The organism is Flavobacterium mekongense (assembly GCF_047038255.1).
In the GTDB taxonomy this organism is placed as follows: Bacteria; Bacteroidota; Bacteroidia; order Flavobacteriales; family Flavobacteriaceae; genus Flavobacterium; species Flavobacterium mekongense.
The window spans coordinates 1,956,775-1,982,530 of sequence record NZ_CP174374.1; the positions used below are offsets into that span (position 1 = coordinate 1,956,775).

27 protein-coding genes are annotated in these 25,756 nt (G+C 37.4%); 12 read left to right on the forward strand and 15 right to left on the reverse strand.

Annotation, left to right across the window (positions count from 1 at the left end; all coding sequences use genetic code 11):
* Positions 1-234: 234 nt before the first annotated feature.
* Both ACJG85_RS08355 and ACJG85_RS08360 read right to left on the reverse strand, forming a co-directional pair.
* A complete protein-coding gene (locus tag ACJG85_RS08355; RefSeq protein ID WP_412476118.1) occupies positions 235-2,217 on the reverse strand; it encodes an ATP-dependent nuclease in 1,983 nt (660 codons plus the stop codon).
* An 888-nt stretch (positions 2,218-3,105) separates the two neighbouring features.
* Positions 3,106-3,441 (reverse strand): winged helix-turn-helix transcriptional regulator, encoded by a 336-nt coding sequence (locus tag ACJG85_RS08360; RefSeq protein WP_412463843.1) that lies wholly within the window; start codon positions 3,439-3,441, stop codon positions 3,106-3,108.
* A 112-nt stretch (positions 3,442-3,553) separates the two neighbouring features.
* Here ACJG85_RS08360 and ACJG85_RS08365 point away from each other — a divergent pair, with 112 nt between their 5' ends.
* The 4 genes from ACJG85_RS08365 (at position 3,554) to ACJG85_RS08380 (ending at position 7,110) form a co-directional block, all read left to right on the forward strand.
* Positions 3,554-4,429: an SDR family oxidoreductase gene (locus ACJG85_RS08365; protein ID WP_412476119.1), complete on the forward strand. Its 876-nt coding sequence runs from the start codon at positions 3,554-3,556 to the stop codon at positions 4,427-4,429.
* A 469-nt stretch (positions 4,430-4,898) separates the two neighbouring features.
* The gene (locus ACJG85_RS08370) at positions 4,899-5,231 is read left to right on the forward strand and encodes a GIY-YIG nuclease family protein (protein ID WP_412476120.1); all 333 of its coding nucleotides are present in this window, start codon (positions 4,899-4,901) and stop codon (positions 5,229-5,231) included.
* A 316-nt stretch (positions 5,232-5,547) separates the two neighbouring features.
* On the forward strand, positions 5,548-6,081 hold the full coding sequence (pyrR, locus tag ACJG85_RS08375; protein WP_409679340.1) for a bifunctional pyr operon transcriptional regulator/uracil phosphoribosyltransferase PyrR: 534 nt from the start codon (positions 5,548-5,550) through the stop codon (positions 6,079-6,081).
* Between the two features lie 99 nt (positions 6,082-6,180).
* Positions 6,181-7,110 carry an aspartate carbamoyltransferase catalytic subunit gene (locus ACJG85_RS08380; RefSeq protein ID WP_412476121.1) on the forward strand — a complete coding sequence of 310 codons (930 nt, stop codon included), beginning with the start codon at positions 6,181-6,183 and terminating at the stop codon, positions 7,108-7,110.
* Between the two features lie 30 nt (positions 7,111-7,140).
* Here ACJG85_RS08380 and ACJG85_RS08385 read toward each other — a convergent pair whose 3' ends face one another.
* From ACJG85_RS08385 to ACJG85_RS08405, 5 genes are all read right to left on the reverse strand, one after another.
* Positions 7,141-9,252, reverse strand: a complete 2,112-nt coding sequence (locus ACJG85_RS08385; protein ID WP_412476122.1) for a DUF349 domain-containing protein — start codon at positions 9,250-9,252, stop codon at positions 7,141-7,143.
* Positions 9,253-9,427: 175 nt separating this feature from the next.
* Complete coding sequence (locus ACJG85_RS08390; protein ID WP_412463846.1) at positions 9,428-10,531, reverse strand: endonuclease; 1,104 nt, start codon at positions 10,529-10,531, stop codon at positions 9,428-9,430.
* 7 nt (positions 10,532-10,538) lie between these two features.
* Positions 10,539-11,759 carry an RsmB/NOP family class I SAM-dependent RNA methyltransferase gene (locus ACJG85_RS08395; RefSeq protein ID WP_409679328.1) on the reverse strand — a complete coding sequence of 407 codons (1,221 nt, stop codon included), beginning with the start codon at positions 11,757-11,759 and terminating at the stop codon, positions 10,539-10,541.
* 132 nt (positions 11,760-11,891) lie between these two features.
* Complete coding sequence (locus ACJG85_RS08400) at positions 11,892-13,877, reverse strand: KUP/HAK/KT family potassium transporter (protein ID WP_409679325.1); 1,986 nt, start codon at positions 13,875-13,877, stop codon at positions 11,892-11,894.
* A 134-nt stretch (positions 13,878-14,011) separates the two neighbouring features.
* Positions 14,012-15,274, reverse strand: coding sequence for a hypothetical protein (locus ACJG85_RS08405; RefSeq protein WP_412476123.1), 1,263 nt, complete (start codon positions 15,272-15,274; stop codon positions 14,012-14,014).
* 134 nt (positions 15,275-15,408) lie between these two features.
* On the opposite strand from ACJG85_RS08405, the gene ACJG85_RS08410 reads away from it, so the two are divergent.
* Positions 15,409-16,452: a WD40/YVTN/BNR-like repeat-containing protein gene (locus tag ACJG85_RS08410; protein ID WP_409679320.1), complete on the forward strand. Its 1,044-nt coding sequence runs from the start codon at positions 15,409-15,411 to the stop codon at positions 16,450-16,452.
* A gap of 24 nt (positions 16,453-16,476) precedes the next feature.
* On the opposite strand, the gene ACJG85_RS08415 is transcribed toward ACJG85_RS08410, so the two are convergent.
* The 5 genes from ACJG85_RS08415 to ACJG85_RS08435 all read right to left on the reverse strand — a co-directional run bounded on the left by ACJG85_RS08415 (position 16,477) and on the right by ACJG85_RS08435 (position 19,328).
* Positions 16,477-16,938 (reverse strand): sensor of ECF-type sigma factor, encoded by a 462-nt coding sequence (locus ACJG85_RS08415; RefSeq protein WP_412476124.1) that lies wholly within the window; start codon positions 16,936-16,938, stop codon positions 16,477-16,479.
* 4 nt (positions 16,939-16,942) lie between these two features.
* Positions 16,943-17,359: a hypothetical protein gene (locus ACJG85_RS08420; protein WP_412463849.1), complete on the reverse strand. Its 417-nt coding sequence runs from the start codon at positions 17,357-17,359 to the stop codon at positions 16,943-16,945.
* 30 nt (positions 17,360-17,389) lie between these two features.
* Complete coding sequence (locus ACJG85_RS08425) at positions 17,390-17,932, reverse strand: RNA polymerase sigma factor (RefSeq protein ID WP_409679312.1); 543 nt, start codon at positions 17,930-17,932, stop codon at positions 17,390-17,392.
* Between the two features lie 62 nt (positions 17,933-17,994).
* Entirely contained in the window at positions 17,995-19,101 is a 1,107-nt protein-coding gene (locus ACJG85_RS08430) for an SRPBCC family protein (RefSeq protein ID WP_412463850.1), read from the reverse strand.
* A gap of 38 nt (positions 19,102-19,139) precedes the next feature.
* Positions 19,140-19,328, reverse strand: coding sequence for a hypothetical protein (locus tag ACJG85_RS08435; protein WP_409679306.1), 189 nt, complete (start codon positions 19,326-19,328; stop codon positions 19,140-19,142).
* A 77-nt stretch (positions 19,329-19,405) separates the two neighbouring features.
* Here ACJG85_RS08435 and ACJG85_RS08440 point away from each other — a divergent pair, with 77 nt between their 5' ends.
* On the forward strand, positions 19,406-19,789 hold the full coding sequence (locus tag ACJG85_RS08440) for a MazG nucleotide pyrophosphohydrolase domain-containing protein (RefSeq protein ID WP_409679303.1): 384 nt from the start codon (positions 19,406-19,408) through the stop codon (positions 19,787-19,789).
* Positions 19,790-19,791: 2 nt separating this feature from the next.
* On the opposite strand, the gene ACJG85_RS08445 is transcribed toward ACJG85_RS08440, so the two are convergent.
* Together ACJG85_RS08445 and ACJG85_RS08450 are read right to left on the reverse strand one after the other, a co-directional pair.
* Positions 19,792-20,370 carry a hypothetical protein gene (locus ACJG85_RS08445; protein WP_412463851.1) on the reverse strand — a complete coding sequence of 193 codons (579 nt, stop codon included), beginning with the start codon at positions 20,368-20,370 and terminating at the stop codon, positions 19,792-19,794.
* A gap of 177 nt (positions 20,371-20,547) precedes the next feature.
* The gene (locus ACJG85_RS08450; RefSeq protein WP_412463852.1) at positions 20,548-21,615 is read right to left on the reverse strand and encodes a branched-chain amino acid aminotransferase; all 1,068 of its coding nucleotides are present in this window, start codon (positions 21,613-21,615) and stop codon (positions 20,548-20,550) included.
* 279 nt (positions 21,616-21,894) lie between these two features.
* Between ACJG85_RS08450 and ACJG85_RS08455 the strand changes: the two genes are divergently transcribed.
* From ACJG85_RS08455 to ACJG85_RS08475, 5 genes are all read left to right on the forward strand, one after another.
* Positions 21,895-22,401, forward strand: coding sequence for a DUF4920 domain-containing protein (locus ACJG85_RS08455; protein ID WP_412463853.1), 507 nt, complete (start codon positions 21,895-21,897; stop codon positions 22,399-22,401).
* Between the two features lie 6 nt (positions 22,402-22,407).
* Entirely contained in the window at positions 22,408-22,866 is a 459-nt protein-coding gene (locus tag ACJG85_RS08460) for a hypothetical protein (RefSeq protein ID WP_409679293.1), read from the forward strand.
* 2 nt (positions 22,867-22,868) lie between these two features.
* Positions 22,869-23,546 (forward strand): tRNA (5-methylaminomethyl-2-thiouridine)(34)-methyltransferase MnmD, encoded by a 678-nt coding sequence (gene mnmD / locus ACJG85_RS08465; RefSeq protein ID WP_412476125.1) that lies wholly within the window; start codon positions 22,869-22,871, stop codon positions 23,544-23,546.
* A gap of 105 nt (positions 23,547-23,651) precedes the next feature.
* Positions 23,652-23,846, forward strand: coding sequence for a hypothetical protein (locus ACJG85_RS08470; protein ID WP_409679288.1), 195 nt, complete (start codon positions 23,652-23,654; stop codon positions 23,844-23,846).
* Between the two features lie 212 nt (positions 23,847-24,058).
* Complete coding sequence (locus tag ACJG85_RS08475; protein WP_409679285.1) at positions 24,059-24,253, forward strand: hypothetical protein; 195 nt, start codon at positions 24,059-24,061, stop codon at positions 24,251-24,253.
* Positions 24,254-24,301: 48 nt separating this feature from the next.
* Here the strand turns inward: ACJG85_RS08475 and ACJG85_RS08480 are convergent, their stop codons facing one another.
* A complete protein-coding gene (locus ACJG85_RS08480; RefSeq protein ID WP_409679282.1) occupies positions 24,302-25,243 on the reverse strand; it encodes a LysR substrate-binding domain-containing protein in 942 nt (313 codons plus the stop codon).
* A 218-nt stretch (positions 25,244-25,461) separates the two neighbouring features.
* Between ACJG85_RS08480 and ACJG85_RS08485 the strand changes: the two genes are divergently transcribed.
* Positions 25,462-25,746 (forward strand): hypothetical protein, encoded by a 285-nt coding sequence (locus ACJG85_RS08485; protein ID WP_409679279.1) that lies wholly within the window; start codon positions 25,462-25,464, stop codon positions 25,744-25,746.
* Positions 25,747-25,756: the final 10 nt, after the last annotated feature.

Below are 25,756 nucleotides of genomic sequence, written 5' to 3' on the forward strand. Positions count from 1 at the left end.
TTTTAAAAATATTTTGACACAGTTATTGTGTCATTTTGTTTATCAAAATAATTTTGACACCGCTACCGTGCGAAATGAAATTAGAAGAAGTCAAACTTTACTCGTGGTAAATACTACGACAACTTAAGAGATTAAAAATTAACCACTTCTTATAACCTTTTTTTATCATATAAAGGGTAGGAATGAGAACCACGCGAAAGGATTCGCGCGGTAGCGGGGGGAGGGTAACGGCTGTTAGCTACAGTTTGCTATTTCTTCAATAACTTTGACTGAACTTACAGGAACAAATGGATAACATTTTGCCATTATAGTTGTTAGAGCATTTTGAATTTCTCCTTCATTCCTATATTTTCCACCTAAAGCAGGGAAAATTACTTTAATTTTATCATCAATTTCATGCCCTTTCATTAATAAATACCATTCAGGGATTTTAATTTTTCTACCATTTAAATATTCTACTTCTATAAGTTTGCGATCGTATCTAAGAGTAGAAAATTTACTTTCGAATTCTTGAAAATATAATTTAGTTAACTCTTCTAATCTAGAATCTGATTCATTGCCTAATAGGTATTGATTATAAGAAGAACTTAAACCAATTTTTTCAAGAATATTATGAGCATTGTTGTTGTCTATGAGTAAGCAAATTATATATATCGGGTCTAAAACAAAATTCTCAACACTATACCTTTCATTAATCCCGTGAACATAAATATAATTTTCTGCCTTGTTTGTTAAATCCCAATCAACAATACCAAAAGATGATGTGTTTCCAGATTTTCTAATTTCTCTAACAATTTTGTAAACTTGTGCACAATTACTTTTACCAGGCGAATTAGAAATAAAATATAGTTTATGCGAATGAGATGAATACTGTGAATGTTTATCATGCAATTGTTGATAATAATTTACATCTGTTGGGCTTTCAACAAAAACTTGCCTATGATTTTTATAATTAATACTTAGTGTAGGTATAAAACTGGTTAGAATTTGAAGAGCATTATCCTTAGTAATTTTTTTCAATTCAGTATTCTTTCCATTAGATAATTGATAAATGCTTGTTTCTGAGGCTAAGGCAATTGTTGAAGGACTGTGAGTTGAAATTATTACATTTATTCCATATTTTTTTACAAATGTGTCTTCTAAAACATCTAATAATAATTTAGACATTTCGGGATGTAGATGGGCGTCAGGTTCATCAAGAATAAGTAACTCTGGAAAGCTTAATTCTTCACCATAATATTCACTTGTAAATAATTTTAAAATAAGTCCAATTATGATTTTTTCTCCAGAAGACAAATCGTTAAATGGAATTATTTCATTGGTTGATTTTTTTAAAAGTGTAAAATCTAAAGGAACCTCAGTTGTGAAATCCTTTTTTTCAATTCCGGGAAAGTAAAAATCAATGTTGTGTCTTGTTAGGATGCTATTAATTATCTCCCAAGGCGGAATAAATTTAGAAATAAAATCAACATCACTAACCGAATCGTTTGTTTCACCTTCTTCAATTTTGTAAAAATAATTTTTACGATTAATATCTCTTCTTTTAGAGTAGTTATAAAAAATAAGCTCAACTTTTGATGAAAACAAATCATTCTCGTCAATTAGATTTTCTTGTATTGGAGAATTGTAAAAATCAGTATCCGTAAGCTCACTTTCACTCTTTCCAGTAACCTCACGGAGTTCGTTTATAAACTTGTAGAGAATAACAATTTTATAATTAAAAAGTCTTCTCAAATTGAGCATTTGTGACACTTGATTAACTGATTCAGGACTATGAGGATTTTTACTCCTTTCACTTTCTACTTTTGCTAATAAGATTCTATATTCGGGGGTATTAGAAATTAAACCTTGCGCTGTATGAATTGAAGCTTTTTTTTCGAGTTTATTGTCAAAAATATATTTTATAAATTCTTTAGAGATGGGTGTTAATTCTCGGTACGTTTTTAATTGCTGTTGTATGATTTTTTTCCAATCTTCATGCCCAATTTTTCCGGTTGAATTTATTATTATCCCTTCTGATTGTATTTTTTTAACTGCCGGGACCAAGTCAACATCAATATTAACAACTGAAAGATCATTTCTATTTTTTAAATCAATTAAACTCAATAGTTGCGATTTCCCGCTTCCATTTTTTCCAGTAATAACTGTAAAGTTATTCAGTTCTTCGCTCTCAAAAGGATATAACGATTTATATTGATTTTTCAGAATTATTTTCATAATTAAACTATTTGGTTTCTTAGATTGAAGCTGAACTTGTATTTATAAGCTAAAAATGTATAATAGCGGATAAAATTTATTATCTCCTCCCAAATATACCCAATCCCCCAAAACCTCCTAAATTTTCCCTAAAAAAAATCCGCTCATCGATTTTTTTGGTTTTTTGGTCGGGTTTTTAGGGTGTTTGAGCGAGGAATAAGGGATTAGGGAAAAGGGATAAGGGAAAAGAGAAAAGGGACTCTACCCTGAAGGGCGAACTTTGTGGTGCATAGAGGAGTAAAAAGGGAAGAGTTTTGTTAGTTTGCGAACAAGATTTTTATTTTGAAATTTTTGTTCGGTTTTTGCGAACAGTTTTTTTGATTTACAATTTCTGTTCGGAGGTATCGTGTTAATTCAAGGGATAAGGGAATTATGAATTATGAATTAGGAATTACGGAAATGTGGAAGTTGTGGTTTGTCTCTCATCTCTTGTCTCTCATCTTTAATCTGCTCTGTGAATCTCCATTATCTCCGTGTGGCTCTGTGTAACTTGTCTAATCGTAAAGTTGTCGGTTGTCGGTTGTTGGTTGTCGGTTTTCTGAATATCCGAACATCTGTTATCTATTTAACCACAAAGTCCAGAAAGAAGGCACAAAGCACACAAAGTTGTCGGTCTTCTGAAAATCTGAACCTCTATTCTCCGTGCATCTCCATAATCTCTGTGTAGCTCTGTGTAACTTACTTAACCACAAAGCGCACAAAGAAGGCACAAAGCACACAAAGTTGTCGGTCTTCTGAGAATCTGAACCTCTTTTCTCTGTGAATCTCCACAATCTCTGTGTGTCTCTGTGTAACTTGTTTAATCGTGAAGTTGTGGGTTGTAGGTTGTAAGTTATCCAAATATCCTTCTTATTTTTTTAGCAAAATATTTTCCAATCCCCATTGTTCCATAGCACTTAACACCGGTGCCATGCTTTTGCCCAAGTCGGATAAGGAGTATTCCACTCGCGGTGGGATTTCGTTGTATTGTTGGCGGATGATGAGTTGGTCTTGCTCGAGTTCTTTGAGTTGCTCGGTCAATACCTTTCTGGAGATGGTTGGGATTCGGGCGGCCAATTCCCCAAAGCGTCTGGTGTCGTTGCGGAGACAATATAGGATAACCGGTTTCCATTTGCCGCCTATTAAAGCCAACATGGCGCTTACCGGACAATTGGTTTCGTTGATTTTTGGCGTATTAGTTACCATAGCGTTACTACTTATTGTTAGGTTACCCAAAGGTAACTTGTTACTTTTAAAAACTATTATTAGTTACTTTGTGTAACAAAAGTAAATAGTAATTTTTAAAACCACAAAAAAAATGATTTTAGTAACAGGAGCTTCCGGACATTTCGGGAAAGCAACCCTCCAAGCGCTATTGGCTAAAGGCATACCGGCGCACCAACTCACCGCCTTAGTCAGAAACGAAACCGCCGCCACCGAATATACCCATCAAGGCCTCAACACCGCCATAGCCGATTATGATGACTATGCCTCGTTGGTTACCGCTTTTACAGGTATAGAAAAACTACTTTTTATATCGGGCAGTGATATTGTAAAACGATTGACCCAACATGAAAATGTAATCCGTGCGGCCAAAGAAGCCGGGGTACAACACGTGGTTTATACCAGCTTTCAGCGCAAAAATGAAACCGAAACTTCGCCTTTATGGATAGTGGCACAATCGCACCTCCAAACCGAGCGTTGGTTGGAGCAGAGTGGTATGGCGTACACCATTTTGAAAAACAATTTGTACATGGATTTTTTACCCGGTTTTATCGGGGAAAATGTATTAGAGAGTGGTGTTTTGTATGTACCGGCAGGCCAAGGTAAAGTTGGCGCAGTATTGCGTTCGGATATGGCAGAAGCGGCAGCTGCTATTTTGGCTACAACTAACCACGAAGGCAAAACCTATGATTTCACCAATACGAAAGCCCTGTCTTACGAAGAGATAGCCATAACCATAGCGGCCGTTTCGGGTAGAAAAATCAATTACATTTCACCTTCCGAAGTAGATTATAAAACTGTATTAGGCCATCATGGCGTACCGGAAGACGTAATCGGGATTTTCTCGAGTTTTGCCATAGCCCAAGCCCAAGGCGAGTTAGACACCGAGAGCCAGGATTTAGTAAAACTGTTGGGAAGACAACCCCTAAGTATAACCGATTTCTTAAAACAAGTTTACGGAAACAAATAACAGTTGTAAAAGTAAGTTAGCATTGCGGATTTAAAGCCATTTTGGTTTTTGATCCGCAATGGCTTTTTTAACCTAACTCAGATTCCTAAGGTTTCCGACAGTTTAGGTTTACTTGGGTAGTTTTTCTCTCTCCAAACCAATGCCAATTGTATGCACTTTGTCACCCTGAGCCTGTCGAAGGGTAGTCGAAGGGTTGAAAGGCTATTAAGCAAAAGGTCTTCGATACTTCGTCATCGCTCAGTACAGGCAAGCTCAGACTGACAATAGCGTTTTGTATTGTTTGTGGTAGTAGTTGGAATTTTTCAATTTAAACCAATGCCAATTGTATGTACTTTGTCACCCTGAGCCTGTCGAAGGGTCGAAGGGCGGTCGAAGGGTAGAAGTAGTAAATCATAACAAAGTACCAAATAAAGTTGTACAGCAAAAGTATAATGTAATAAAATTTAGTAATTTTATTACAAAAAAAACCATGAAGACTTATTTTGTTTATATCTTAAAATGTAGCGATCATTCCTATTATACCGGTTTTACCAATAACTTAGAAAGACGAATGATGGAACATCACACAGGTAAAAACAAAGACTGTTACACTTTTGATAAAAGGCCTTTGGATTTGGTGTGGTTTGAAACCTTTAATGATGTACTCAACGCCATTGCGGTAGAAAAGCAAATAAAAGGTTGGACACGTAGAAAGAAAGAAGCCTTGATTAAAGAAGATTGGGATAAGTTAGTTTTATATGCTAAAAACTACACTCAATATGGTTCTCAACAAAATAATGGGTCTTCGACAGGCTCAGACTGACAATAGCGTTTTGTATTGTTTGTGGTAGTAGTTGGAATTTTTCAATTAAAACCAATGCCAATTGTATGTACTTTGTCACCCTGAGCTTGTCGAAGGGCTGTCGAAGGGTCGAAGGTTCAAAGAGTTCTTGGTTGTAAGTTATCCGAAAATCTGAACATCTGTTCTCTGTGCCTCTCCACAATCTCTGTGTATCTCTGTGTAACTTATTTAAACCCGCAACCCGAAACCCGCAACCCACAACCCGCAACCCGAAACTCAAAACTAATTTGACTCGCTAAATAAAAAACGTTACTTTTACACTCCAAACAACACTACCATGAGTCAAAAAGTATTGCTCACTTCCAAAGAAGTCAATATCATACTCCATCGTTTGGCTTGTCAGTTAATCGAAAACCACCTCGATTTTTCCAATACCGTTTTGATAGGCATTCAGCCCCGCGGTGCTTATTTGGCCAAGCGTATCCAACACATTTTAGCTAATGATTATCACATCAATAACATCCAATTGGGCTTTCTTGACATAACCTTTTTTCGCGATGATTTTCGCCGTGGCGAGAAAACCTTGGAGGCCAATAAAACCCAGATTGATTTTTTAGTCGAAGACAAAAAAGTCGTTTTTATAGACGATGTTTTGTTTACCGGTAGAAGTATTAATGCGGCTTTAACCGCTGTACAATCTTTCGGAAGACCTTCGGAAGTAGAATTGTTGGTACTCATTGACCGCCGATTCAGCCGTCATTTGCCCATACAACCCGATTACCGCGGTCGCCAAGTAGATGCCATCCAAGATGAAAAAGTAAAAGTATGCTGGAGTGAGAAAGATGGAGAAGATGCGGTTTACTTGGTTTGAAGGTTACGAGTTTAAAGTTACGAGTTCTCTAACCCGCAACCCGCAACCCGCAACCCGCAACATTTAACATAAACATACAACACAACACTATATATCAAAATGTCTGAACTAACCGTCAACCATTTACTAGGCATTAAATACCTGCAAAAGCAAGACATCGATTTGATTTTTGAAACGGCTGATCATTTTAAAGAAGTGATTAACCGCCCGATTAAAAAAGTGCCTTCTTTGCGCGACATTACCATTGCCAATATCTTTTTCGAAAACAGTACGCGTACCAAACTTTCATTCGAGTTGGCGCAGAAGCGCTTGTCGGCCGATGTGATTAGTTTTTCGGCGGCGCAATCTTCGGTTAAAAAAGGAGAAACCTTAATAGACACCGTGAACAACATCTTGTCGATGAAAGTGGATATGGTGGTGATGCGTCATGCCTATCCGGGTGCGGCGTATTTCTTATCGCAAAACGTAAAAGCCAGTATCATTAATGCCGGTGATGGCGCGCACGAACATCCAACGCAAGGCTTACTCGATAGTTATTCCATCCGGGAACGTTTGGGCGAAGTAGGCGGGAAGAAGGTGGTGATTGTAGGCGATATTTTGCACTCGAGAGTGGCTTTGTCCAATATTTATGCGTTGCAAATGCAAGGTGCCGAAGTAAAAGTTTGCGGCCCAAAAACCTTGATTCCGAAATACATTGAAAGCTTAGGCGTAACTGTAGAACCTAATTTGCGCAAGGCTTTAGAATGGTGCGATGTGGCCAATATGTTGCGCGTGCAAAATGAAAGAATGGACGTGAATTATTTTCCGTCAACACGAGAATATGCTCAGCAATATGGGGTTGACAAAGCATTGTTGGATTCGCTCAACAAAGAAATCGTTATCATGCATCCCGGACCGATTAACCGCGGAGTAGAAATCACTTCCGATGTAGCCGACTCGCAACAATCGGTGATACTGGATCAAGTAGAAAACGGCGTAGCCATCCGAATGGCGGTGATTTACCTCTTAGCTTCTAAAATACAGCAATAAAAAAAGCCTCGATATTTCGAGGCTTTTTTGTTATTCAGTTTTTAAGTTTCTGAGTTGTTTTAGCTTTTCTTTTAAAAGCGCTAACTCTTCTTTCTTAATTTCGATATTTTTCTTCACTTCTTTCACCATTGGGTTATCTGCTTTGGCGTTGGCAAAGAATTGAATGTTGTTTTCCAATTGGAAAATTTCGCTTTGTACTTCGTCAATTTTACGCATTAAGAACACTTTTTCGTTGTCTAATTTGCGTGTATCATTGTGGGCCAAGTTGTCTAAACGATTGGCATAACGAGCCATTTCGTTTTCTTTTTTACTGGCGCTTAGTTTTTCGAATAAGGCATCCAAAATCTTGTTGAATTTCCCTTCGATGTGTCGGCGAGCAAACGGCACTTTACCAAAGCTTTTCCACATTTCGATATGCGCTTTGATACCGTCTAAATCGGTTTTGTGATCACCGGTCATTTCAAATGCTCTAACGGTTTCCAAGTAGGCTTTTTTCTTTTCAAACGCTTCAACTTCTTCTACGTTAACTTCGGCTTTTTGTTCTTTCAGTTTTTCGAAGTACTCGTTACAAGCGGCACGGAATTCAGTCCACAATTTATCGGAGAACTTTCTCGGCACGTGACCGATGGTTTTCCACTCTTCCTGAATTTGCTTCATTAACGGCGTGGTAGCGGCAAAATCGGTGCTGTCTTTTAGCTCTTGTGCTTTGGCTACCAAGGCTTGTTTTTTCGACAAATTATCGTTTTGGTCCTTCTTGATTTCTTTGTAAAAACTATTTTTCAGTACATTAAAGCTTCTTACGGCATTTTTGAAAGCGGTCCAAGTGTCTTCACTAACTTCAGCCGGCACTTTGCCTGCGGCAAAAAACTGATTGCGCAACGCTTCTACTTTTTCAATTTGACCTAACCAAGCGGCGTGTGAATTTACTTTTTCCTGAGCCAAGACTTCAATTTGGGCGATGATTTCTTTTTTCTTCACCAAATTAGTCGTTTCAACGGCGCGCAATTGTTCGTACAAACTTTCGCGTTTGTCGTGCATTTGTTTGGTTAATTCGCTGAAACGGTTCCAAATTTCTTCGCGTTTGTCACGAGAAACCGGACCAATTTCTTCTTTCCAAATGCGGTGTAAATCTTGCAACTCACGGAAGGCTTTGTTGATGTCTTCTAAGTGAATTAACTCTTCTACACGAGCAATGATTTTAAGCTTTTGGTCTAAGTTGTGTTTGAAATCTAAGTCACGCGCTTCACGGTCTAAGTGAAGAATATCGTAGAAATTCTCCAAGTGAAAGTGGTAGTTGTTCCAAACGTGGTTGTATTTGTCTTTAGGTATCGGGCCGGCCACTTTCCAGCGGTCGCGGATGTCGTTGAATTTTTTTAAAGTAACCGGAATGCTGTCTTGGCTGTGAACCAAATTTTTGAGTTCTTCCACTATAGCCAAACGGGTTTCAAGGTTGGCTTGTAAGCTGTTTTGTAAGCTTTTAAAATGCGCATTCTTTTTATCGCGGTATTGAGAGTAGAGTTGGTCAAACTTCACTTTCAACGGAAAATGATAATGGAATTCTTCTGTAGTATCCGGGTTTTCAGCGTGGAATTCGTCTCTTTTCTCATCGATAAAATGATAGTATTTAGAGAGAAAAGCCTTTTTCAATTCTTCCACGTGGTCTTTCACCGACATTACTTTGTCAACCACAACCAAGTCGCCCAATTCGGCTACCAGTTGGTCCATTGATAAAGTGTCGTAATCCAACATCGGAATATCGTGACGGTCTTTTAAGGATTCGTCTTCGCTTTCTTCGGCATTCACTTCTTGAATGGCACTGATTACGGTGTCGTTCTCGGAAGCCGGACTGTCATTGGCTACTTGCTCATCGGTTAATTCCACTACGTTTTCAGTAATTGCTTCTTCCGTTACTTCAGGAGTTTCTTCTGCTGTGGCTTCCTCAGTCGGAGCTTCTTCAACTGCAGTAACTTCTTCAGCCGATTCTTCAATAGTTTCGGTTTCTAAGGCATTACTCCCAACTTCCAACTCCTGACTTTCGTCTTCCGTTGTAATTTCTTGATTTTCAGCGGCGGTAGTTTCCAATGAGTCGTTAACTACATTTCCATCTGCATCTTGCAGGTTATCATTCTTTTCTTCTAACATTTTTGTAAATGTTTAAGGGTTACACATTAATAGGGCGAAAGATAGTAAAGAAGCGTTACAATTCAAAAGAAATCAGCCTTATTTGTTGATGTGGTTGTTAATCGGTTGCTTATAAAACAAAAAAACGCTATCGAAAATCGACAGCGTTTTTTTTAAATGACATTATTTTTTCAGTCTAATTAACCAAGACTTTTTTGGTGATTGATTGGTTGGCATTAGCCAATTTGATAAAGTAAAAACCTTTGGGTAAATTGCTGATGGTGTATGTGTTATTGTTTAAAATCGGTTGCTTGATTTGTTGCAACACTTGACCGCTAATGGTGATGATTTCAATCTCCTCCAAAGTAGTCTCCGATTGGATATTGATTACATCAGTAGTTGGGTTAGGGTAGACCGCTACGCTGTTTAAATCAGAGAAAGTCGGATTAGACAAGGGTAAGCCCCAAATTTGAGTCACATAATTGTTGTTATCAATAAACGGGTTTCGGTTATTCTGACGGGCGTAAATTGCGTTATTTCTGTCGATTTCTCTTTGACTCACAGGATCTTGAGCGTTCCAAGTTAACAACACATTTAAAGCTTGATTGGTAAACACTTGTGTACTGGTGCCATTGAACATAGTATAACTCCAGCCGGCTACTTGGTCTTCGTAGCGAGTAGCAAAATACAACAACATTCGGGCAATATCGCCTTTAAACTCATCAATAGGTTCAAATACAGTTCCTGTATAACCGGCAGAATAGCCCGAGTTTAAGTTAGAACCTCTTTTACCACCGTTAGAGTAGGTTGCATTAGGTGTATTCACTTTACTAAAAGGCAAATCACCTCTTTGCGCATTAACGAATTTATCAGAAGGCACTACAAAATGCGCATCAGAATACATTGGAAAATTGTTTTGTCCAAATACCGATTGCGGAACTAAATGCTCACGATTGTAACGTTCGCACTCATTGTTACCCAAGGTTCCATCATCTTGTAAACCACCGCCATAAACGTATTCACATTCACTTCCGGCAGGTTTTTCGGTGTACATATCGAGCATGGTACCGTTGTTTTCATAATAATTATCAATGTCAGAGGTCAAGTAAGTAGTGTACAAACCTGCATAACCTCGGTCGTTATGATCGTTAATGATGTTGAAAAGTTGTGTTTTTAAAGTATATCCTGTTCCGGTTGCCGTGCTGTAATACCCTGGCGGAATTGAGTTAACCGACAGCGTTTGCTGAGCTAAACCAAAGAATGTCAGGTTTAAAAACAATAAGGTAAAGATTTTTTTCATGTGGTATTTATATTTCTTTTTTGCGTTCGAGTAAAGCCATGTAGAAACCATCAAATCCGGTATCTTGGGCCAGGATTTTTACATCTTTAACAAAGGTAAATGATTTTCCGGTTTCGGTGCTTAAGAAACGATTAACTTGTTCTTGATTTTCAGAAGGTAAGACCGAACAAGTGGCATAGACCAATTTGCCGCCCGGTTTTACAATCTTGGAATAACTTTCCAGTACTTCGGCTTGCACTTTTTTGATGTTATCAATAAACTCCGGCTGCAGTTTCCATTTGGAATCCGGATTTCTTTTCAGCACTCCTAATCCGCTGCAAGGTGCGTCAATTAAGACTCTGTCGGCTTTTTCGTGGAGTTTTTTGATGACTTTGGTCGAGTCGATGATGCGGTATTCTATATTAAAGGCGCCGTTTCTTTTGGCTCTTAATTTTAATTGTTTGAGTTTGCTTTCGTACAAATCCATGGCAATTAGTTGTCCTTTATTTTCCATTAGGGACGCCATGTGTAAGGTTTTGCCACCGGCTCCGGCACAAGTGTCCACGACGCGCATACCGGGTTTGACATCCAAAAAGGCAGCCACCAATTGAGAAGAAGCATCTTGTACTTCAAACAATCCTTCTTTGAAGGCGTCGGTTAAAAAAACATTAGCTCTTTCTTTAAGTACTAAAGCATCGGGTTGGTCTTTCAGATAATCTGTTTCGATGTTTAAATCCATTAAAATGGCACGTAGTTTTTCTTTGGTTGTTTTTAGTGTGTTTACCCTAAGAATCACTTGCGCTTGTTTGTTTTGTGCCGCTATTTCTTTGGTCCAAACCTCTTCGCCCAATTCTTTTACGCCCAATTCATCCATCCAATCCGGAATAGACTCACGCATTTTTCTGATTTTAGACAATTCGTCAAATCGACCTTTGATTTTTCGCTCCGGTGTGCCTTCCAATTGACGCCAATCCGGGATAGGATAACCTCTTAATACGGCCCAAACCGCAAAAATACGCCATAGTTCATCTCGATTGAGCGGTTCTTTGACATCGGCGATTTCCATATAAAGTCTTTTCCAGCGGACGATTTCATAGATGGTTTCGGCCACAAATTTACGGTCGGAACTGCCCCAACGCTTGTCTTTTTTTAAAGCACGGGCTACGACTTTATCGGCATATTCGCCTTCGTTAAAGATAGCGTTTAAGGAATCGATGGTGGTGTAAACTAAATTTCTGTGTAATCGCATGTGGAAAAAAATAAGCGTGCAAAGATATTCCTTTTTTATTATGTTATCTTAAAAATTAACAGCTTAAAAAAGGAAAGTCTTTTTTTAGGAGCAGCAATAAGGTTTCAAGTAGAAGATTCTACGGTTGTATCATCAGACCGGATTACAATCGCGTTCAATCCTGCGCATTTCAATCTTTTCAGGAGCATGGATGACCAGCGGGAACTGTTCTATTTTTACCGAACTACTGTCTAATCCAAATCCTTTTTCTTCAGACAAACTCAACTTTTTCATCAAGAAATAAGTGTTCATCACAATTTTCTCGAAGAAAGTCAAGTCACTGTCGTTAGATAAGAATTTTTCAGACAAGACAAACTTGAAGTCGCCGATGATGTTGTTTTTATTTAACGATTCGTATCGGCTGGTGATATCTACTTCACCGCGATCCACCATTTCTTTGATGACTTGTTTGAACATCAAATTAATTTTGGTTGGTTCACGGAACCCAAGATAGAAGTCGATTCGGTAAATATCGTCTTTTACAATTTCCGTCACTCGGTATTCTTTTTTATAAGGTTCGCTAAGAATGTTAACGTGTATGAACCAATACAAATCCGCACGTTTAGGGCGTTTTTGCAAGATAGAATACATTACCTTTTCTTCAATTTCATCACTGCGATTGGAGTTGGTCATGTACACCAAATGCGTGGCATATTTAGGAATGGATAAGTCTACGCTAAGCTCAGCCAATACTTTTTTGTAATCGTCAATTTTAACAATTTTAGTATAGTTCTTGCTGATTTGCTTGGCCAAATACCAAGTGCCCATTACACCCACAAGTGCCGAGGCAATAATTAAAGTAACAAAACCACCGTGAATAAATTTTGGTAGGATAGCAGCAAGGAAACTAAATTCGATGACAAGATAAACAGTAATCAATGCGCCAATAAAATACCATTTTACTCTTTTCATGATCAAATAAAAATTGAGCAAGATGGTAGTCATGATCATACAAAGTACAATAGCCAAACCATAGGCATGTTCCATTGCACTTGATTTTTCGAAGTACCAAACGATACCTATACATCCCAGTAATAACAACCAATTGATGGAAGGAATGTAAAGCTGACCTTTTAATTCAGTTGGATATTTGATTTTTACTTTTGGCCAAAAGTTCAAACGCATGGCTTCGTTGATTAGGGTAAAAGAACCACTGATTAACGCTTGTGAGGCAATTACAGCCGCTAAAGTAGCTATGACCACACCAATAGGTTGGAACCAATCGGCCATAATCAAATAGAACGGATTACCATCTTTACCACCCAATTGTTCCAAAGTTTGCCCTTCATGACCGATGAGATAAGCGCCTTGTCCGAAGTAGTTGAGTAATAACATCATTTTTACGAAAATCCAGCTGATTCTGATGTTTTTTCGACCACAGTGACCCATGTCTGAGTAAAGTGCTTCAGCTCCGGTAGTACAAAGGAATACTGCGCCCAATACAAAGAAACCTTCAGGGTGAATTAGCAACAACTCGTAGGCGTAATAGGGATTGATAGCATTAAAAACGGAAAAATCATTCATTATTTGCAACGTACCTAATATCCCCAACATTGAAAACCAAATCAGCATCATAGGCGCAAAAAATTTCCCAACTAATTTCGAACCAAACTGCTGAATGGTAAAGAGTACGAACAAGATACAGATTACAATTATTTGGATGGTTTTGGTCTCCATGGCATAGAAGGTGTTAATCCCTTCTACTGCTGCAGAAACCGAAATCGGTGGTGTGATGATACCGTCTGCTAATAGCGCACTTCCACCAATGATAGCCGGTATGATAAGCCACTTTATCTTTGTTCTTTTGACCAAGGCAAAGAGCGCAAAAATCCCACCTTCTCCATGGTTGTCGGCGCTTAGTGTGATAATAACGTACTTGATAGTGGTTTGTAGTGTAAGTGTCCAAAAAACACAAGAGATTCCTCCTAAAACTACATCTCTTGAAATTTCGTGAACGCCAAGGATGGCCTTCATTACATACAACGGAGAGGTTCCGATGTCTCCATAGATGATTCCTAATGTAACTAATAATCCTCCTATAGATAATTTGCTGTGAAGGCTATGGTTATGCGCACTCATAATAAAATGTTAAAGACAGCAAATTTATGCCTTTTTGAAATATCTGATTCTTTCACAGTCAATTATTTTTTAAAAACAAAAGACATCGCCTAAACGATGCCTTTTTCTCAACAACAAAACTATAATTATAAAACTTAACCTCTTCGATTCTCTCTACCGCCATTATTGCCTCTTGACGAGCTGCTTCTTTGACTTGACATGTCTCTTTGACCGCCCGAGTTATTTCTGGGAGCCGACATTTCTCGTGGTGCTGAATTCCCTCTCGGAGCAACCGAACGAGGCGACTGACTGGCCAGCTCGCGGGCCGGAGTTTCATAACTTCTTGGGTTACTTCTCGGTGCTGCTTGCGGAGTATTCATTGGTCTCGGCGATTCATAAGTTTCAGTCGTAGTTCGAGGGTTTGCTTTGGTTTCATTAAAACCTCTCGGCGATTCATAACTTCTTGGGTTGTTTCTTGGTGAAGCTTCAACGGTACTTCTTACCCTCGGACTTTCCTCAGTTCTTACCGCTACTCTTGGAGTTGTTTCTTGTGTTCTTACAGTTCTTGGCGATTCATTTCTTACCGCACCATTGCCTCTCGGACTCGCATCAACATAATTGTTTCTCGGATTGTTCGCAGTTGTATTACGGTTGCCGACTGTTCTGATGGTTCTGTTTTGATCCAATTCGTAACGATTGGCGTAATTGCTGTTTCGGTTTTGGAAAGAACGATTTGGGTAACGTACTTCGTAGCCGTTGCATCTTCTTCCGCCACGGTAGTAATTGTTGTAAACTACACCACATCTGCGGTAATTAACGTAATTGTAGTGGTGGTGAAAATTAATACTGATACCGATGTGATTTCTGTAGCGGAACACCGGCCAAGGCGACCAAGCGTAATAGTAACTCGGATAATATCCCCAATACCATGAAGAGCAATAAGGACGGTAATTGCCTATCCAAAAAGTAGAATAAATTACCGGAGTATAAGCATAAACCGGCTCGTAAATGTAATTCGGTCCATACATATAAACGTCGCCTACTACTTGTACTTGAACCCTGTTATTTCGATCTCTTTCTACTTCTACAGTGGCTACATCTTGATAAGTATCTCTGCCTAAAACCGATTGGATTACAATTAAATGGGCATTACCTTCAACCGTTTCAATAACACGCAAATAATCCACTTGATTGTCATCGTTTAAATCCAAGTTGGAAATTTGAATTTCCGGATCGTTCAGTCTTCTTTCAAAATCGGCCAAATCTCTGGAGTCACCAAAAATTGAAGCCACAGCTCTCAAATCTAAATTATCACTGATTTCAGCATTGTAAGCTGAAACCGTTGTTCTGTTTTGTGCGAAGGCTGTAGTAATACTCAACAACGACAAAACCGATCCAATTATCATTTTAGTTTTCATAATCTTATGTTTTAAAGAGGAATAGTTTTTTTACGACATTCCAATTACTGTGCCACAGCATTTTTTTCTTCTTTTTTAACGCAATCTTAACTGTTTTAAAATTTGTATATTCGCCTTAAATCCCAGTATTTGTAATGAAAAATCAATTCTTTCTTTTGGCTGTATTTTTTTTGATTTTGGGAGCCAACGTAAATGCGCAACCCTTTCAATCGGTTACAATTGATACCCTTTTGATGGATAAAATCAGCGTTAGAGCTATTGTAGTAACTGATGGTAAAGTTTATTTCGCCGGCGACAAAAGTAGGGTAGGCTATGTACTGTTTCCAAAAGATGATAGTAGGATTAATGCCGAAATTGTAAGCGATACTTTGGTTTATGAATACAGAAGTTTGGCTACCAATGGCAAAAACTTTTTCGCATTATCCATTGGCAATCCGGCCAGATTGTATAAGTTTTCGAAAGATTTAGCCCATAGAACATTAGTGTACCAAGAAAATCATGAAAAAGTGTTCTACGACAGTATGCAATTTTGGAATGAAAAGGAAGGCATGGCGATTGGTGATCCAACCCAGACTTGTTTTTCGGTTATTATAACTCGCGATGCCGGTCAAACCTGGCAAAAATTATCTTGTGGTGTTCTCCCTGAATTAGGTGAAGGAGAGGCAGCTTTTGCTGCCAGCAATACCAACCTTATTTTAAAAGGCAATCACGCTTGGATAGTGTCAGGAGGTAAAAAAGCCCGAGTTTTTCATTCGTCGGATAAAGGGAAGACTTGGGAAGTGTTTGAAACACCTATCGTTCAAGGAGAAGCTATGACCGGTATTTTTACCGCTGATTTTTACAATGAGCAAATAGGTTTTATAGCGGGTGGGAATTATGAAAAACCCTTGCAGAATTTTGAAAACAAAGCCATTACGGTTGATGGCGGTAAAACTTGGACCTTAATGGCCGAAAATAAAGGCTTTGGCTATGCTTCTTGTGTACAATTTGTTCCAAATTCCGGTGGTAAAGGATTGGTTAGTGTTGGCGCTCAAGGTCTGTTTTATTCGGCCGATGCAGGACAAACTTGGCAACAATTCTCCGGCGATTCCACTTTATATACTATCAGGTTTCTTGACCCAGATACAGCATTGGCAGCCGGTAAAAACAAAATCGTTAAAATAGAGTTCAAAAAATAAGAGAGCCGTTTGACGCTCTTATTTTTATTTACCTAATCTTTTATTTCGGTATTGTTGTAAAAGTTTACGATTGAAACCTTCTTCTGCTTTTTTTAATTTTAAAATTTTGAGCGGTGAAATTACTCCTTTTAAACTGGCGATGAATTTTTTCTTGGCTTGATGCAACTCGTCTTCGGTACTTTCCATTTGTGCCAACAAAGTGGTGGCTTCTTTTTCGGATAAGTTGTCAAAAGACTCATCGTCTATGCGATCTAAATAGCCTTTGAGTTTTTGCGCTCTAATTTCGTGTTGTTTGTCTTCAAAAGCATTGTATAAAGGCCAAAATTTAGCAGCTTCTTCAGGAGTTAGTGATAATTCGTTGGTGATGTAGGCCACTTTCATGGCTTTAATTTGTTCCTTTTTTTCTCTTAGTAACCGACCGCCTTGTCCAAAAGAGTTGACCGCCATGAGCATTACAATAACCAGTAGTATTTTGTTGATTTTCATATTTTTAGTCTAAAATATATTGTTCTAAGTCGTTGTTGTTTAGCAAAATATCTTCTATGGCTTCATCGCCTAAATTCAATTCGAGTTTGATTTTTTCCAAATCTTCTTCTTCTAAAATAGTAGCCAAATCTTCTGCTGAAATATCAGCATGTGTTGCAATATAGTCTTCTAAAACTATGGCATCGACTTCGCCGGAAGATTTGAAAAAGTTTTGATAAATCGGAATGGATAACATGACCACAACAGCTGCAGCAGCGGCATAATACCAAGTGGATTTTCGTTTGTAAAAAGCAATAACTTTAGGTTCATGGGAAGGAAGCTGTGTCAAAATCTTGCTTTCCAATGCCTCAAAATAACCCTCGGGTGTTTTAAAACCCGATGGAATTTTAGAATCGTTATCGTTTATTTTAAATGATTTCATGTTGCTTTGACAAATTTAAGGGTTTAAGGTTTAACGGGAATTCATAAATTCTTCAATTTTTTTTACGGCATGATGGTAAGACGCCTTTAACGCCCCGACAGAAGTACCTAGGATTTCCGACATATCTTCGTATTTTATTTCTTCAAAATATTTCATTTTGAATACCAATTGTTGTTTTTCGGGTAAAATAGCGATGGCTTTTTGAAGCTTAATTTGGATATCACTGCCGTCAAAATACTCGTCGGCTTTTAAATTATCTACTATTTTACTTTGCAGTGCTTCGCTTGTGATTCCGTTTTTTTTTGCTTTTTGATTGATGAATGTAATGGCTTCGTTGGTAGCTATGCGATACATCCAAGAAAAGAGTTTGCTTTCTCCTTTGAAATTCCTAAGGTGCTGGAATACTTTGATAAAGGTGTTTTGCAACACGTCATCGGCATCATCATGATTCAATACAATGTTCCGAATATGATGGTATAATGGTTTTTGGTAATCGCGCAAAAGCTTTTGAAACGCAACATTCTGCGTTTTCGGATCCAACAATTCCCGAACAAAATTTTTTTCGTCTTGCAAAGCGATTAGTTTGGTTGTTGGAATAAAGATAAACGAAAAGGTTTAATTCCAAACTTAAAAAATTATGGTGTAACAGTTGTTGGCGTTGTTACAGCCGGTTGTGCTGTGTTTTCAACAGTAGTATTGGTAACGGTTGGCGAAGCAGGTACTGCTTTAGGAAATACCGGGATATGAATTTCGGTAATCCATTGAGAAGGTTGTTTTACATCATCAATGGTTTTGATATAAACTTCCGAATATTTTCCGGCAAAATTTGGTGTATAACCGTTGTCTCGGATGTAATTTTCGGCTTTAGTCCATGCTTCTTTTAAATGAGAGTAATCCCCGGTGAGTGTAGTCTTCAAACAAGTAAACGGAACAATAGCACCCGAGGTAATTTCGCTACCGGAAGTAATGAATATTTCCTCCCGAGTAGGAGCACAAACTGAAAAAGTCACTATGTCGTTCGCTCTGTCGTATCGTTCGTATAATATAAAAGGTTTGCCCGACATACTTAACCCATTCTTTTTGAAAAAATGCAACATTTTAGGCATCATGATTTTGATGTTTCTCGGCAAACTATTGATTCGGCAAGTGACCGTTTGTTTTAAGCAAAATCCCGAATTGCGTTGCACTATTCCATTTACTTTGATGCTGTATGTTTTCATCTCGTAAGTCAATGTTTTGTCCAGGTTTCTCAAGCTTTTTTCAAAAGCATCATTTGCGATACTGCTGAAACCGCCACTAAAAAAAGTACTGATTTTGGTTAACAAATCCATTTTACCACGAGCTTCAAGGGTTACTTTAGTACCGCCTATAGTGTCTTTTAAGGTCCAATAAACATCGGCTGTAGTACCGTTAAAACTTCCCCTTTGCTTGATGCTGTCGTTTTCTTTGACAAAGTAGGTTTTCATGTGACCGTTGTCTGAACCGTTATCCCAGTTAAATTGGGCGCCGGCTCCCATAGTTTTGGCAGGATAAGTAAAAGTGATGCCGTGTTCCTTAGTCATCCAAGAGCCAAAAGTTTCCCAATTCTTGTAATCGTTTACATAATCAAATACTACACCTCTGGGAGTGTGAATCACAGCGGATTGCTTCACCCTAAAATCACCTTTTTGAGTAGCAATGTAAACGGTTACTCCAATAAAGAGTAATCCGATTAGAAGAAATAGGTATTTGAGTATTCTCATGAGAGGACTATTATAATGTTACCTTAGAGTCTACGAAATTAGTGTTTCAAATATAGCTTGATTACAAACAAGAAGGCGATAAAAACAAAAAAACCTATAAGTACTTTGTAACTTCCTTTGTACATTTTTTGATGCAACGATTTGTCTCTGCCATAAGCAATATACATTGCGATTACAAAAGCGATAACAAAAAAAGCAGCAAAAATCAATTGACCTGTTGTGAACATTTTTTTCAAATTTTCAACAAATTTACTCAAATGTTACCGATTGTTGTATTTTGCATCGTCAATAAATTTCAAAGAATATGCAAAAACAACTTAATGCGGTTAAAGAATTTCATACCGCTTTCGGACTAGGTGTTAGTGAAGAAATGAGAGCTTGCTTAGGAGAACAAAAAAATACCCTCCGCTTTAATTTGATGAAAGAAGAGAATGAAGAGTATCTTGAAGCGGTTCAAAATAATGATTTAATCGAAATTGCTGACGCTCTGGGTGATATGCTCTATATTTTGTGTGGAACTATTTTAGAACATGGATTACAACACAAAATAGAAGAAGTTTTTAACGAGATCCAAAGAAGCAATATGAGTAAACTCGGTGAAGACGGGAAACCAATCTACCGAGAAGACGGAAAAGTGATGAAAGGACCAAACTACTTCAAACCCAATTTTGAAGACATATTAAGGTAAAATTACACCTTAATATGTCCCCAGTTTTCTCCGGTTTTAATGCGGTGAATCTGCATTTCGCTGATGCCGAATTGCTTGGCCAAAATTTTAATACGGGTTTTGCGATTGGGTTTGTTCAAGATTTTCTTCAAACGAATTACATCGGTTGAAGTTAATTTTCGCCCATCGGATTTAATATTGTGTTCTATCAGCTTTAACTTGGATTTAATAACAGCCGGACTTTTTCGGTAATGTACTAACCTTTCTTCGTAGTTCACCCACTTCAAATTGGATACGGTATCATTATCCCTGCTGTGATCCAAATGAATTACATACAGTTGGTCTTCAGCAGTTTTGGGGATGAAAAGTTCAGCAACCAATTTATAAATGTAAAGGGTTTTGTTGTAGAGCTTACCGTCTTGGCGTATTTTATAACGCAAAGTTCTGTAGCCGTCGGCGAGCCCGCCTTTTAAGACCGTTCCGTCTTTAAATTCCTTAGTAAAACTGATTAATCTGCCTCGGTTAGACACGGCATAGCGCATCAACAAAGGGTAGTCTATTTCGACTTCTCGAAAGACTTCATTAGGGTAAAAACGAATCATTATTTGTGGTATTTGTAATTCCAAATTTAGAACATTTATCACAATTAAACTTTAATTAACCCTATTTTTAGCTTAATTTAAACTTCTTTAACAGTACACAGGATATTATCTTACAGAATAAAGAGCATAAAAAAAACTCTCAGCGAAGGAGAGTTTTTAATCAAATTTATTATTAGGTTAAACCTTAACTGTCCAACCAAAAGTATCTTCAGCCATTTTATACTGGATTTTGGTCAGCTTATCTTTCAAATCTAAGGCAAAAGAATGTTCTAATTTAGGAAGCTCAAAGTAATCTTCTTTAAACTGAAAACCAACGATAGGATTAACTACTGCTGCGGTTCCGGCTCCGAAGATTTCCTTTAAACTGCCGTCTTTGGCAGCTGCGACCAATTCCTCTACCAATACAGAACGGACTTCCACTTTGATGCCTTCGCGTTTGGCCAATTCAATTAAGCTTTTGCGGGTTACACCATCCAAAATTCTTTCGCTGGTTGGAGCCGTGTACAACACATCATTGATGCGGAAAAATACATTCATAGTTCCGGCTTCTTCCAATTTGGTATGCGTGGCATCATCGGTCCAAATAATTTGTTGAAAACCTTGTTCTTGCGCTAATTTTTGCGGGTAAAACTGAGCGGAATAATTTCCGGCAGCTTTAGCGGCACCAATACCACCGTTTGCAGCTCTGCTGTAGTGTTCGGCAATAATTACTTTTACTTCACCCGAGTAGTAGGAACGGGCAGGAGATAAAATAATCATAAAGCGATATTGTGTTGAAGGTTGGGCTATTACACCCGAACCAATGGCTATCATGAAAGGACGAATGTATAAGCTGTTGCCTAATCCTTTTTTTACCCAATCTCTTTCCATGTCGAGTAAGGTGTTTAAACCACCAAGAAAGATTGTTTCCGGTACTTCAGGCATTGCCATTCTGAGAGCTGATTTATTGAAGCGATCTAAATTTTGGTCCGGACGAAACAACCAAACCTCGTCTTTTTCATCTTTGTAAGCTTTCATACCTTCAAAAATGGCTTGACCATAATGGAATACTTTGGCCGAAGGATCAATCATAAAAGGTTCGTAAGGTTTGATGATTGGCTTTTGCCATTTTCCTTCTTTGAAATCACAAATCAACATGTGGTCGGTGAAAGTATTTCCGAAGGCTAAATTTTCAAAATCGACCGTATTAATTTTAGTAGACGAAGCTTTTACTATATCGATTTCGGAAGGTGCTTTTAATATCATTTAATGTTTGGTTTTAAAATTGAAAAACACACAAGTGTTTGATAAATAAGGACTTGGTTGTTTTTCGGTCAAGATAATAGTTGTGTTGTTAGATTTTTGTAAAACTAATAAAAAAATATTAGTCATTTACAACCCAAAACGATATTGAATGCTTTTTTGCAAATTCTCGTTTGAGCAGCTTTTTTTATCTTAATATTTCATTTAATCGCGAAATTATTTAAGGTAAAAGTGTGTACAATTGTTAATCTGTTTATTTTTGTAGTACTAATATACACAAACATGAAAAAATTAAACTTAATTATCATTGCCCTATTATTTTTGGCAGGTTCAGCTGCTATGGCCCAATCTAAAGCTAAACCGGCTGCAAAAACTTTCAATGCTAAAGACTATGCCTCATTTGGTGAAAAATTCAAAGTTGGTAAAGTATTGAACAAAGAACAAATGTTGAAGAAATACAAAAACCTTAAAAAAGGAGATACTATTATGGTTCAGTTTGAATCTAATATTAAATCGGTTTGCAAGAAAAAAGGCTGTTGGATGAAAATGGATTTGGCCGGCGACGATACTTCTTTTGTAAAATTTAAAGATTACGGCTTTTTCGTACCATTGAATGCTGATAACAGTCAAGCAATAGTTTACGGTAAAGCTTTTGTGGATGTTGTTTCGGTTGAAGAGCTTAAGCACTATGCTAAAGACGGTGGTAAATCGGCTGCCGAAATTGCTAAAATCACTAAACCGGAAATCACATATTCTTTCTTGGCTACCGGCGTTTACATCAGAAAATAGTTTCCGATGAAGAAAGTTATAGTAGTTATTTTAGTGTTACTCTTTTTAGCCTTGTCGGTGCTGTCTTGTCAGAAGAAAGAAGAAAAAGCAACCGAAGAAAAGTGTGAGCCTAAAACAGAAAAAAAATTGGAAATGTACCAAATGTCGGAGATGGCTGCTTTGATGGAGCAAATGTATGTTGACAATCAAAGGTTGAAAGACCGCATCATTAAAGGAGATACCATCGGTCAATTTCCTCAGCATTTTATGAAAATTCACAAGGCGGTGATGACAGACGAAAGTGACAATGATGCTTTTTTTAAGGAACAGGCCGCTAAGTTTATCAAAGCTCAAGAATTGATTTACAAAGATCCGAAGAATGCCAAAACGCATTTCAATAATGGTGTCGATGCTTGCATACAATGTCATCAACAAAAGTGTGGCGGACCAATTCCGCGCATCAAAAAACTGTATATCAAGGAGTAATTTTGAAACGCGAAATTATCCAAACCAAAGACGGTTCAACCACCATTTATTTGCCCGATTGGGATGAAACGTATCACTCCAAGCACGGCGCAGTACAAGAAGCTTATCACGTATTTATAAAAAATGGGTTTTCTCTGTTTCAGGGAAAACCCATTGCTGTTTTAGAAATTGGCTTTGGAACAGGATTAAATGCCTTTATCACTTGTTTGGAAGCGAATAAAAATCGGCAACCATTACATTATGTTGGTGTTGAAGCCTATCCGGTGGCTGTGTCAGAAGCGTTGCAGATGAATTATCCGTTAGAAATTTCTCCCGATTCACAACTATTGTTTGCACAATTGCATCAAGCAGATTGGGAAATTCCAATAGCAATATCACCTGAGTTTATACTAACAAAGCGGAAGCAATTCTTTCAGGAAATTAATGATGTTGGTATTTTTGACTTGGTTTATTTTGATGCTTTCGGCTTTAGAGTCCAACCTGAGTTATGGTCGGAAACTATTTTTGCCAGCATGTTTAAGGCTATGAAACCCGGAGGTGTTTTGGTTACCTATGCTTGCCGTTCAGTGATTAAGCAGGCTATGGTATCGGCCGGATTTACCATTGAAAATCTCCCGGGAGCTCCGGGAAAAAGAGAGATGTTAAGAGCCACAAAGCCTTTGTTAAATTTAACAGTTTAGGTTGTTATTTTTAACTTTTATTTTAAACTAATTGGCCTCCCTTTTTTTTATTTTTGGATATCTCATCGTTCTTACCCAATATTTAACTTATAACTTATTACTTTTATGTCTAAAAGCATGTTAGACCACACCAAATCAGTGTTGAAAAAAGTAAGTTTTGACACAGGATTGTTTTGCAAAGAATTAGAAAAAGCCTGCAAAGTCCTGTTACCTTATGAACTGGAAGAGTTAACACGCTGGCTATTGAATTACACTAAAGAAAAGCCGGAATTGCAACACTGCCTATTGCGTATTAAATAACTGATAAAACTAAAGGAGCTTTAACGGCTCCTTTTTTATGTTGATGAATTTTATTGTAGGTAAATACTTTTTAAAAACACAATAAAATGCATTTTGTCGATGTTTTTTGTACTTAAACGTTGTTTTTTTAAAATTTTTGTAGTTCAAATAGATTTTTTAATTTACTTTTACTCAACGTTCTTACCATAAGATAACCCCAAATCTTAACTGTTATGCCTAGAATGATTTACGATTACACTAAATCCGTACTCGAGAGAGTGAGTTTTGATCCCGTTCTTTTTGCTAAAGAATTGAAAAAAGCAGTAAAAAATTTATTGCCTTATGAAATCGAACAGCTAAAAAAATGGCTTCAGTATTTCACGAAGGAGCATCCGGAATTAGAACAATGTTTAAAGGTTGTTAATTAGTAGTTTTTTGAGTTTGTTTAGAAATAAGGAGCTTTTGTGCAAGGCTCCTTATTTTTTTTGTATCGGACTGATAATCTGAACGTTTTGAAAAGTAATTGCGCCTTTGACTACTCCTGAAATAGTGGCGCGTAAAGCGTCTATAATATGTATCTTTAATTCGTTTTTTGGATAAATCAAACTAACTTCTCGGGCCGGTTTAGGTTCTGTAAAGTGCTTTAATTTTGCCTGATCTTTTTCGTTTAAATCCAATGTATGCAAGTAGGGTAAAAGAGTAGTACCTAATCCTTCATCGGCCAGTTTAATTAAAGTTTCAAAACTCCCGCTTTGTATTTGAAAGGTGTTTTTTTCTTCCGGATTTAAGTTTTGACACAAATTTAATATGCCGTCTCTAAAACAATGACCGTCTTGTAGTAACAATATTTCGTTTATGTTCAAATCACTTACTTCAATTTCTCTTTTGTGAAATGATTGATGGTTTTCGGGGATATAAGCCACAAAGGGTTCATAATACAAGACAACTTCTTTTATTTTTTCGTCTTCCAACGGTGTGACAGCAATGGCCGCATCCAGATGTCCATTCTTTAATTTAGTGATGATTTCCGCAGTATTCAGCTCCTCGATAATAAGCTTAACTTTAGGATATCTTTTGATAAAGTTATTGAGAAACATGGGTAGTAATGTTGGCATTACCGTTGGTATAATGGCCAACCTGAATTCTCCGCCAATAAACCCTTTTTGTTGGTCTACTATATCCTGAATACGATCTGCTTCGTTGACAATGTTCTTGGATTGGTTTACAATTTTCAACCCTATTTCCGTAAGTTGAATCGGTTTTTTGGTTCTGTCGAAAATTTGAATGCCCAATTCTTCTTCAATTTTTTGAATTTGCATACTCAACGTAGGCTGTGTCACAAAGCATTTTTCGGCGGCTAAAGTAAAATTTTTGTGTTCGGCTACAGCCAAAACATATTTTAGTTGTGTAATTGTCATTTATAATAAAATTTGATGCAAAGATAAAAACTATCAATTTATCTTATTAGAATAATAGCCTAATATTTTGAAGTCTATAAAAAGGAAACCAACTCCCTTGTTGGAAAAAAAAGAAGCAAACGAATGAATCTTAAAGTTTTCGTTTTGATAGAAAATAAAATCGCTAATTTTTTTCCGACGTCTCTCTCATAATCCAATAACTTTACTAATTTTACTCCATGAAATGGCTCTCGGGATTCATATTGGTTATCTTTGTTTCTTTTCTTTCAACACCCACAGTGGTGACATTGATTAAGAAAGGCACTGATGTATCCGTGTTTTATAGTTTTTCTGAAGAAGAGATTCATAAAGATATCAAAGAGGCTAAAACTTTAAAGGCTTGTTTTGATTATCCTTTTACCGATTCCGAACTCCAATCGGACTCTAAAATTATATCTGAAAATTTATCACGTCACGATAATGTGGCTGAAGAAATTTTTTCTCCTCCTCCCGAATTAATTTAATGCTCAGATT

Bases quoted from the DNA above. Each gene is read 5' to 3' on its own strand.
- ACJG85_RS08355 (WP_412476118.1), bottom strand. From the start codon at position 2,217: ATGAAAATAATTCTGAAAAATCAATATAAATCGTTATATCCTTTTGAG.
- ACJG85_RS08360 (WP_412463843.1), bottom strand. From the start codon at position 3,441: ATGGTAACTAATACGCCAAAAATCAACGAAACCAATTGTCCGGTAAGC.
- ACJG85_RS08365 (WP_412476119.1), top strand. From the start codon at position 3,554: ATGATTTTAGTAACAGGAGCTTCCGGACATTTCGGGAAAGCAACCCTC.
- ACJG85_RS08370 (WP_412476120.1), top strand. From the start codon at position 4,899: ATGAAGACTTATTTTGTTTATATCTTAAAATGTAGCGATCATTCCTAT.
- pyrR (WP_409679340.1), top strand. From the start codon at position 5,548: ATGAGTCAAAAAGTATTGCTCACTTCCAAAGAAGTCAATATCATACTC.
- ACJG85_RS08380 (WP_412476121.1), top strand. From the start codon at position 6,181: ATGTCTGAACTAACCGTCAACCATTTACTAGGCATTAAATACCTGCAA.
- ACJG85_RS08385 (WP_412476122.1), bottom strand. From the start codon at position 9,252: ATGTTAGAAGAAAAGAATGATAACCTGCAAGATGCAGATGGAAATGTA.
- ACJG85_RS08390 (WP_412463846.1), bottom strand. From the start codon at position 10,531: ATGAAAAAAATCTTTACCTTATTGTTTTTAAACCTGACATTCTTTGGT.
- ACJG85_RS08395 (WP_409679328.1), bottom strand. From the start codon at position 11,759: ATGCGATTACACAGAAATTTAGTTTACACCACCATCGATTCCTTAAAC.
- ACJG85_RS08400 (WP_409679325.1), bottom strand. From the start codon at position 13,877: ATGAGTGCGCATAACCATAGCCTTCACAGCAAATTATCTATAGGAGGA.
- ACJG85_RS08405 (WP_412476123.1), bottom strand. From the start codon at position 15,274: ATGAAAACTAAAATGATAATTGGATCGGTTTTGTCGTTGTTGAGTATT.
- ACJG85_RS08410 (WP_409679320.1), top strand. From the start codon at position 15,409: ATGAAAAATCAATTCTTTCTTTTGGCTGTATTTTTTTTGATTTTGGGA.
- ACJG85_RS08415 (WP_412476124.1), bottom strand. From the start codon at position 16,938: ATGAAAATCAACAAAATACTACTGGTTATTGTAATGCTCATGGCGGTC.
- ACJG85_RS08420 (WP_412463849.1), bottom strand. From the start codon at position 17,359: ATGAAATCATTTAAAATAAACGATAACGATTCTAAAATTCCATCGGGT.
- ACJG85_RS08430 (WP_412463850.1), bottom strand. From the start codon at position 19,101: ATGAGAATACTCAAATACCTATTTCTTCTAATCGGATTACTCTTTATT.
- ACJG85_RS08435 (WP_409679306.1), bottom strand. From the start codon at position 19,328: ATGTTCACAACAGGTCAATTGATTTTTGCTGCTTTTTTTGTTATCGCT.
- ACJG85_RS08440 (WP_409679303.1), top strand. From the start codon at position 19,406: ATGCAAAAACAACTTAATGCGGTTAAAGAATTTCATACCGCTTTCGGA.
- ACJG85_RS08445 (WP_412463851.1), bottom strand. From the start codon at position 20,370: ATGATTCGTTTTTACCCTAATGAAGTCTTTCGAGAAGTCGAAATAGAC.
- ACJG85_RS08450 (WP_412463852.1), bottom strand. From the start codon at position 21,615: ATGATATTAAAAGCACCTTCCGAAATCGATATAGTAAAAGCTTCGTCT.
- ACJG85_RS08455 (WP_412463853.1), top strand. From the start codon at position 21,895: ATGAAAAAATTAAACTTAATTATCATTGCCCTATTATTTTTGGCAGGT.
- ACJG85_RS08460 (WP_409679293.1), top strand. From the start codon at position 22,408: ATGAAGAAAGTTATAGTAGTTATTTTAGTGTTACTCTTTTTAGCCTTG.
- ACJG85_RS08470 (WP_409679288.1), top strand. From the start codon at position 23,652: ATGTCTAAAAGCATGTTAGACCACACCAAATCAGTGTTGAAAAAAGTA.
- ACJG85_RS08475 (WP_409679285.1), top strand. From the start codon at position 24,059: ATGCCTAGAATGATTTACGATTACACTAAATCCGTACTCGAGAGAGTG.
- ACJG85_RS08480 (WP_409679282.1), bottom strand. From the start codon at position 25,243: ATGACAATTACACAACTAAAATATGTTTTGGCTGTAGCCGAACACAAA.
- ACJG85_RS08485 (WP_409679279.1), top strand. From the start codon at position 25,462: ATGAAATGGCTCTCGGGATTCATATTGGTTATCTTTGTTTCTTTTCTT.